6 protein-coding genes are annotated in these 9,080 nt (G+C 45.9%); 4 read left to right on the forward strand and 2 right to left on the reverse strand.

Features of this window, described 5'->3' with window-relative positions; all coding sequences use genetic code 11:
* Window positions 1–16 precede the first annotated feature (16 nt).
* Entirely contained in the window at window positions 17–1,960 is a 1,944-nt protein-coding gene (locus AC1DSE_RS06090) for a glycoside hydrolase family 15 protein (protein ID WP_477512431.1), read from the reverse strand.
* Window positions 1,961–1,964: 4 nt separating this feature from the next.
* Window positions 1,965–2,993 carry a LacI family DNA-binding transcriptional regulator gene (locus tag AC1DSE_RS06095; RefSeq protein WP_076268828.1) on the reverse strand — a complete coding sequence of 343 codons (1,029 nt, stop codon included), beginning with the start codon at window positions 2,991–2,993 and terminating at the stop codon, window positions 1,965–1,967.
* 495 nt (window positions 2,994–3,488) lie between these two features.
* Between AC1DSE_RS06095 and AC1DSE_RS06100 the strand changes: the two genes are divergently transcribed.
* The 4 genes from AC1DSE_RS06100 (at window position 3,489) to AC1DSE_RS06115 (ending at window position 8,746) form a co-directional block, all read left to right on the forward strand.
* Window positions 3,489–4,799 carry a sugar ABC transporter substrate-binding protein gene (locus tag AC1DSE_RS06100; RefSeq protein ID WP_441878547.1) on the forward strand — a complete coding sequence of 437 codons (1,311 nt, stop codon included), beginning with the start codon at window positions 3,489–3,491 and terminating at the stop codon, window positions 4,797–4,799.
* Window positions 4,800–4,924: 125 nt separating this feature from the next.
* Window positions 4,925–6,238, forward strand: coding sequence for a carbohydrate ABC transporter permease (locus AC1DSE_RS06105; protein ID WP_076268830.1), 1,314 nt, complete (start codon window positions 4,925–4,927; stop codon window positions 6,236–6,238).
* Between the two features lie 2 nt (window positions 6,239–6,240).
* The gene (locus AC1DSE_RS06110) at window positions 6,241–7,080 is read left to right on the forward strand and encodes a sugar ABC transporter permease (protein WP_076268893.1); all 840 of its coding nucleotides are present in this window, start codon (window positions 6,241–6,243) and stop codon (window positions 7,078–7,080) included.
* 4 nt (window positions 7,081–7,084) lie between these two features.
* Window positions 7,085–8,746, forward strand: coding sequence for an alpha-amylase family glycosyl hydrolase (locus tag AC1DSE_RS06115; RefSeq protein ID WP_477512432.1), 1,662 nt, complete (start codon window positions 7,085–7,087; stop codon window positions 8,744–8,746).
* The last annotated feature ends 334 nt before the right edge of the window (window positions 8,747–9,080 follow it).

The raw sequence follows: 9,080 nt of genomic DNA on the forward strand, positions 1-9,080 counted from the left end.
TAGAGCAGGTTTTACTTTACTTTGCTTCCGCTTCCGCAAGCATGAAAATCGTCAATATAAACATGGCATGCGACCAAGTAAGCGGGACAACCCAAGCGGTTTCGCCGGTGTTTTTGTCTACTTGCTCTGGCAGGAGGCCGGTCTCCGTACGATGGTCCATCGCCCACTTCAGCAATTGCTTCGCTTCATCAATGCTGCCGGTTTGAATGCGATAGTGAGCAAGCCATAGTGTAGTGAGAATCCATGGGTTACCGCCAATATAGATATCGTCCTCATAGCGCTTAATGCCGCCGACGCCCGGTACAGTCAATGCAGCTTCAACAGCATCAGCAGTGCGGCGCATGGAGTCATCATCTGCCGCTACCGCTCCAAACGGTACAGCGATGCCAAGCAGGCTGATATCAATTACAGCATCATGATCGAGAACATGCTTCTTGTAGCCTTTATTGCTTTCAGTCACATAACCAGTTGAGCCAGCTGCCAAGGCTTGCTCGTATTTGCCTGCGTTTACTGTTAGGTCAACTCCGCGGTAGAATCGGCCGCCTTCCTCGTTCCAGCATAGCTCTTTGATCGCTGCTGATATCCGCTCCGCAGCAGCAGTCCATTCAGCTGCAAGCTCAGGTTTGCCTGCTAGCTCGGCAAAGCTCGCTGCTGCCGTCAACCCGCCGTATACAGCGGCTGAGGAGTACGTATGCGACGCTTCACGCTCTTCCCACAGGTCGATGCTAGGCTTCGGCAAGCCGCTCTCTGCATCGAGGAAGCTCATCAAGAAGGATGCGCCTTTCTCTACAGCAGGCCATACCTGCTTAGCGAAATCAGAGTCCTTTTTCTCCAAATAATGCTGCCACATTCCCCAAAGAATCGACGAGCCTTCATCAATTTGCAAACCCCATGACGGCGCTAAGCTGCCATCATGATAATGCCGCTGCTGCCATGAACCATCTGGTGATTGCGCAGAAAGCGTCCATGCATAGAAGCTGTCGGACAGAGCGCCAAGACCTGCTTTATCAAGCGCAGTCGTAATGAATGCGGCATCTCGGCCCCAGCAGTAGGAATAACCCCCGCAGCGCGTGAAATTTTCATCAAATTCTGGAGCAGCGATAATGCTGCCCGTTTGCTCATCGGACATGAGCTTGAACATAAGCAGGGATCGGTCATATAGATCTGAGATTTCGTTGTCGCCAATCGGACAAGGGGCAGCGGCAGCCAAAAATTCATGCCAGTAGGTTGTCGTTTCTTGAACCCATTCTGCGCTTGTTTTGCTTTTTGCAGTACGCATTTGTTGCAGTACGCTTTCTTCATCATGGCCGGCTGTTATATAGACGGGAATCGTTACGGATGCGCCTGCTGCAAGCTCATTGATACGCCAGTTCAAGGCACCATCTGGTTTCATATCAATGTTATTGCCGTTCAACTCACCATGCTGAACGTTATCCCAGTTGATTCCTGATTGATAACCTGTGCATACGTTTGCACTTGAAAGCGCAAAATAATACTTATGGCGGAAATGAACCAAGGAGTCTTCAGCGGCATTAAACATAGTTGTGTTATATAGATTATTCTCGCTTACGAGAAAAGAAGAGTGAACGATAAACGAGAAGGAAGCAGCTTGATCGCTGACGTTTGTGAACGTGTATTCACGAACGATAATATCTTGGCCGGGAACAGCAAAATGCAAGCTGCCCACTTGAACGGGCTGTTGGTCAGTACGAGCATTCACTTGCAAAATGTTTGTTTTTGCAACATATGCCGTCTCATGAGTGAAGCCGTTCGTTTCTTCATCAAACCAGGAAACAGGGGATTGCGCCCACTGAATTCCTGTGCGGATAGCGTCTACATGCTGCGGCAAATCAATGTTCGGCCACCACAGGCGATACATTTTGCCTGTGCGGCCAAGCGATGCGAGAAACTTGGAATTGCCGATAATGGCATCCACTAAAAATGGTTTTTTATTTGACATGCTGTCAACTCCTCTTGGATACGGTTTGAATCGATGATTCGCGAACGATCAGCCTATGGGGAATAATCATTCTGTTCTGGTGTATGCTTTCTTCTTGGATAAGACGAATCAACATTTGTGATGCGGTGTAGCCGAGCTGATAGGTTCCGATATCTATTGAGCTGATCGGCGGTGTTGCAAGTTCGGACAATGCAATGTTATTGAAACTTACGATGCTAAGATCATCAGGCACCTTGTACCCAAGCTCTGTCAGGCCGCGCAATACGCCGAATCCGACCACATCATCGATGACAACAAGGCCGCTAGGTCTTTCGGGCAGGCTCATCATAAATGACATGGCACGATAGCCGCTTTGCTGAAGAAACTCGCCTTCAACGATCCATTCGGATCGAACAGGCAAACCGGCTTCGGACATGGCTCTGCGGTAGCCTTCCATCCGGTCATGTGCAACGGTTAACGATGGCGGACCGCTAACAAAACCGATTCTTTCATGGCCTTGGACAATGAGATGCTGCGTCGCATCATAAGCTGCTTGCTCATTGTTATTATCGACTGATAATATATTAGGCCGATTTTCTGTGCGGCCTATTAATACAGTAGGAAACTTATGTTTGTCCAATAGGTCGATTAAAGGGTCATTTACCCGAGAGGATAACAAGATAACGCCGTCAACTCGTCTACCGAATACAAGACGTGATACGGTTTCCGTCTCGTCGCTTGGCGACGTCGCTGCGGTAAGCAGCATATCGTATCCCGCTCTTGTTGATTGCGTCAATATTCCGCGAAGCAATTCACCGAAGAAAAAGTCCTGAAACAGCTCTTCAGCTGGTCGAGGCAGCATTATGGCTAAGGTTTGTGTTGTTTTTGATACCAGACTCTTCGCCATCACGTTAGGATGGTAGCCCATTTCTTCCATATACCGTTTGACCTTCTGAGAGGTTGCCTTGCTAATTCTAGGATGATTAGAGACGACTCTTGATACAGTGGAAGGAGATACCCCTGCAGCTTTTGCAATATCTTTAATGGTTACCATATTAAGTTGAACCCCCACCCGCGCAAACGTGCTTGCTTTATATGCTTCATCCTAATGCAACTGTTGCCTAAAAGTAAATATATATCTAAAGTAAGCGTTTCACAAATATTGAAAAACTGAATGAGAAGGAGAATATCGAAGAAAATTGAAGATAACTCCGTATTTAAGCGGAATATTGAACTGTGCAAACGTTTTAACAAACCGTGCACCTTGTTGTATGATGAATCCACGAATAGAACGCTTTCAAAACAATTCCACCATGTTTTCAGCTGTGAAACGGCATAAAAACCGCTCACAAATTATTTTCTAGTATGATTTGTACAAACGTTTGCGCATTGTTGAGCTTACCAATTTATGATGGAAGTAAGCTTTTCAGAACGATGAATAAAACGTTTGTGCGAATGCAGCCTATTAGAAAAGAGCTTGAGGAATTGTTGGAACGCCGCGAATTCAAAAAAAAGGCATGAAACACATTATGGAGGGGGATCACCTAGCATGAAAAAGTGGTTTGTAATGTCATTAATCACAGCCTTGTTTATCGTTTCCGCTTGTGGTGGAACAAATAAGGCAGAAAACACAGAGAAAACTGGAAATGCAACAAATGCTCCAACGAATAATACACCTGCTAACGAAGGTACTGCATCAGAAGAAATCGTTCCTGAAGAAGGCGCATCACTGCTTATATGGGAAAGTAAAGAGGAACGTCCTTTCGTTGAAGCCATCGCGAAGGAATTCACTGCAAAATACGGCATTGAAATTAAATTCGAGGAAATCGGCGCAGGCGATCAAGTAAACAAGCTGGTTACAGACGGCCCTGCAGGTCTTGGCGCTGACGTTGTTCTTTTCCCTCATGATAACCTTGGTAAAGCAGTAACAGCTGGATTGGTTTTGCCAAATGACTACTATGAAGAGCAATCAAGAAGCGCAAACTCGGAAATTGCAGTAAATGCAGTATCTTATGACGGCGTGCTTTATGGATACCCGCGCTCGGTAGAAACATACGCATTGTTTTATAACAAAGCACTAATCAAAGAAGCTCCAAAAACGTTTGATGAGGTAGTAGCATTCTCGAAAACGTTCAACGATACGAAAAACAACAAATACGGTCTTATGTGGGATGTAGGAAACTTCTACTTCAGCTATCCGTTCATCTCAACTGGCGGTTATGTATACGGCGATAACGGTCAAAACAAAGACGATATCGGCCTTAACACAGAAGGCGCAATCGCTGGTTTGAAATACTACGGTTCATTGAAAGACAGCATTTTGCCGCTTAACTCTGGCGATATCAACTACGATATTAAAAAAGGTTTGTTCATCGGCGGTACACTTGCAATGGATATTAACGGACCTTGGACTATCGGCGATTACAGAAACGCTGGCATCGATTTCGGCGTAGCTCCATTGCCTAGCATCAACGGCCAACCGGCTTCTTCCTTCTCAGGCATTAAAGCTTGGTATGTTAACTCATTCTCGAAATACCCGAATGCAGCACGTCTATTCTCTTACTATGCATCTACAAAAGAAGCTCAGTTGAAAAACTTTGAACTGACAGGCGCTATTCCTGCGAACACAGAAGCAGCAGCAGATCCTACTGTACAAGGCAATGAAGTGGTAAAAGGTTTCTTGGAGCAATTCAACCAATCGACGCCAATGCCTTCCATCCCTGAGATGGGCAATGTATGGACTCCTATCGGAGCAGCATTCTCTGACGTATGGAACTCCGGCAAAGATGCAAAAGCAGCTTTAGACAATGCCGTGCAACAAATTAAAGACGCTAACAACGGCGCAGCGGCATCGAAATAACATCATATCAACGGTTTCACCCGCCGAATTCCTTCGGCGGGTGAACCGATGTTTTATAAGCGATACTTTCCATACTAGCAAGTTGCAACAAGTTTTTTTATATGAAAGGAAGGGAGCCAGGCGGGATGAATCGTCATCGCAGCACCGCGGCTATATTGTCGTTACTCGTAATGGGTCTTGGCCAATTGTATAACCGCCAATTTATAAAAGGCTTAATTATGCTTGCTGTTGAAGCAGCGGCGCTCATGTATTTTATTCCAAACCTAGGAAGAGCGATTTGGGGAGTTGTCACGCTCGGAGAGAAAACGCAAGGGCTTGAGAAAATAGGTAAAATCAGTGTTCGTGTAGAGGGAGACCATTCGATCTTTCTTCTAATCAGTGGATTAATAACGTTAATTTTATTCCTGCTATTTGTCTTTATCTATGTTATGAATATCCGCGATGCTTATCTGAACGGCAAGCAAAGAGACGCAGGAGTGGCGCCAGCAAGCTTTCGGAAGACGTGGGCTTATGTAACGGATCGTAATTTTCCGCACTTACTGCTTACGCTTCCGGCGCTCGGTGTATTGTTTCTAACGATCATGCCGATTATCTTCATGATTATGCTTGCTTTCACCAACTACGCATCGCCTGATCATATTCCGCCAGCTAAGCTGGTTGACTGGGTAGGCTTCCAAACGTTTGCTAATCTATTGACTTTGAAAACGTGGAGCCATACATTCGTTGGCGTATTTACTTGGACGATTGTATGGGCTGTTATTGCAACGGTAACGACGTATTTCGGCGGTTTGTTAGTTGCGCTGCTAATTGAGCAAAAAGGCATTCGTTTTAAAAAGCTATGGCGGACATTGTTCATTATTCCTTATGCCATTCCGCAATTGATCTCCTTGCTCGTCATGAGAAATTTGTTTAATGGACAATTTGGTCCGATCAATCAATACTTAAAGTTTTTTGGTATGGGCAAGCTGCCTTGGCTGACAGATCCATTTTGGGCAAAGGTAACGGTTATTATCGTTAATATGTGGATTGGTATCCCGGTTTCAATGGTACTTATTCTAGGCGTATTGACTGCAATTCCGAAAGACCTGTACGAAGCTGCCGATGTTGACGGCGCAACAGGCATACAGAAATTCCGTATTATTACGATGCCATTTATTTTGTTCTCGACGGCACCGATTCTGATTACACAGTTCGCTGGCAACATGAATAACTTTAACGTTATTTTCTTGCTCACGAACGGTGACCCGGTTAAAGGTGATTACCAGTACGCCGGCAGCACGGACTTGCTTGTAACCTGGTTGTATAAGCTAACGCTGAACAACAGTCAGTTCAATATGGCATCCGCGATCGGTATCATCATTTTCTTGATCGTAGCGTCGTTCTCTATTTATAACTATCGCCGCTCACGGTCATTTAAAGAGGAGGATATGATTCAATGAAAATGGGCCGGAAAACCGCCAATATTGTGCGCCTGACACTTAGCTATGTCGTTCTAATATTTATAGCTGTGTGCGCTATCTATCCTGCTCTTTGGGTGCTGCTATCCTCGCTTCGCCCGGGCACGGCTCTGTTTAGCGACAGTCTTATTCCTGATACATTCACAATTGTTCATTATAAGGAGTTATTTACGAATCCAAGCTTCCAATACGGTGTTTGGTACGTGAATACGCTCAAAATTGCGACGTTGACGATGATCTTCTCTACGATTCTGGTCACGCTCAGCATGTACGCGTTGTCGCGCTTCCGCTTCCGCGGCCGTAAGATGACACTGACGATTATGCTTGTACTGGGCATGTTCCCTGGCTTCATGAGTATGATCGCTATCTTTATCTTCTTATTGCAGCTTAACCTGCTCGATACACATGCGGCGCTCATTATCGTATATTCTGCTGGTGCAGTGCTCGGTGGCTTTGTCGTTAAAGGCTTTTACGATACGATTCCTCGGAGCTTGGATGAAGCGGCTCGGATCGACGGAGCAACTCATCTGCAGGTGTTCGTAAAAATCATGCTTCCGCTGTCGCGTCCGATGTTAACCTATGTAGCGCTGACTACATTTGCTGGTTCATGGGTAGACTTTATCTTTGCAAGATTGGTACTTCGAAGCAAAGACAACTGGACACTTGCTGTAGGAATGTGGGATCTTGTAAGCAATTATCAGAACAGCAACTTCACGTTGTTTGCCGCGGGTGCGGTGTTGATTGCGATCCCGATTACTCTCCTATTCATCTTCTTGCAGCGCTTCCTTGTACAAGGGCTGATGTCTGGCGCTTCGAAAGGATAAGAGAATGAACCGCAGCCGTTTGCGTTATGCGATAGTCCTGTTATGCTCGCTAATCTTTATTATGCTCGCTGCTTGCTCTTCAGAGGAGGCGGCGAACAATAATAAACCAAGTAGCACAGCTTCTGCAGAAGCGGATGAAGAAGGTGCAAGCGGGGAAGCTTCCACTGCTGCTTACACAGTAGATGAGCAGCCTGGCGGCGTATACTATGAAATATTTGTCCGTTCCTTCTATGATACGAACGGAGATGGAATCGGCGATTTGAATGGTGTAACCGCTAAGCTTGATTACTTAAAGGAGCTTGGGGTTAGCGGTATTTGGCTAATGCCGATTAACGCTTCGCCAAGCTACCATGGCTATGATACAACCGATTATTATGCGGTAAATCCGGAATACGGCACGCTGGATGGTTTGCAGAAGCTGTTGGATGAAGCGCATAAGCGCGATATTAAAGTTATTATGGATCTTGTCGTTAATCATTCGAGCAAGGAACATCCTTGGTTCAAAGAAGCATTAAAGGATGAGAACAGTCCTTACCGCAGCTGGTACACATTTGCTAAACAAGGTGAGAAGGTTAGAGCAGATGGGGCAGTTGGTGGTGATCCATGGCATAGCTATGGCAGTCTCAAGTATTTAGGTGTCTTCTGGGAAGGCATGCCCGATCTGAACTTTGACGAGCCGAAGGTTCGCGAGGAATTGATTAAGATCGGACAATACTGGCTGGAGCAGGGGCTGGACGGCTTCCGCCTTGATGCGGCAAAGCATATTTACGGCGACTTCGCGTCTACGGCCAGCACGCCTGAGATTCAAGCGAAAAATAAAGCTTGGTGGCAAGAGTTCCGAGCTGGCATGAACAAAGTGAAGCCAGATGCTTATCTGATCGGAGAGGTTTGGGATTCACTAACGGTTATTGCGCCTTACTTTGACCAAGCGCTGAACTCCGCATTCCACTTTGATCTAGCTGGTCGGCTGCTGAGTGCGGCCGATACGGAGAAGGATGCAGACTTAGCTTATTCTCTAGGACGTGCATACGGCGTTTACGAGAAATCATCTGGTGGTACATTTGTTGATGCGCCGTTCCTAAGCAATCATGACCAGAATCGTGTCATGACGGTTTTAAACGGCAATATTAATCATGCCAAGATGGCTGCTGCAATGCTGCTTACTTTGCCAGGCACCCCGTACCTTTATTATGGTGAGGAGCTGGGCATGAAAGGGGCTAAGCCGGATGAATACATTCGTGAGCCAATGCCTTGGTATAGCGCAGCAAGTGGAGGAGAAGGCCAAACCACTTGGGAGAAATCGCGATTCAATGGGAATGCCGAGACGGTATCTGTTGAGGCACAGACAGCAGATAAGAATTCGCTGTTAAACCATTATCGCGAGCTCATAAAGTGGCGGAACGAGGAGCCCGCTTTGCGCAATGGCGGAATAGCCGAGTTTAAGCTGGAGCCTGCCAATCAGAAGCTAAGTGTATATGTTCGCGTCATTGCTAGCGAGAGAGTGCTCGTTGTGCACAATCTATCGGGCGAGGATCAGATGGCTGATCTTCAGCCATCCAAAACTTTTGGATCATACGAGGGGATCATTCGCTCAAGCAATGATGGGGCAAAGTTGGATAATGGGAAACTGACCATTCCGGCTTACACCACAGTCATATTAAAATAATACGGTAAGAGGGAGCTGCACCGCCGATGCTGCTCCCTCTTTTTTTTGTGCGTTCCAATGCGATTCCAGCCCATTTGTATTCAAATTTTGTAAAAAAAATTAAGGAAATTACTAGTTGGTATATTGACATGTTGACATATTGTTTATAATATACTATTTGTAAGCGCTTATCACGAAGCTTTATCCAACTTGTAGAAGGATCACCATTAGGAGGAATGTTTGCGAATGAATCTGTCTATTACCGATATGAAAAAGAGTGACGCATTGATTTCATCTCTGGAAAAGTGGCCTGAAATCGTTAAGTTTTATAAAAACTGCTTCTATAACACGCTGG

The sequence above is a fragment of the Paenibacillus sp. 01L418 genome (genome assembly GCF_056400045.1).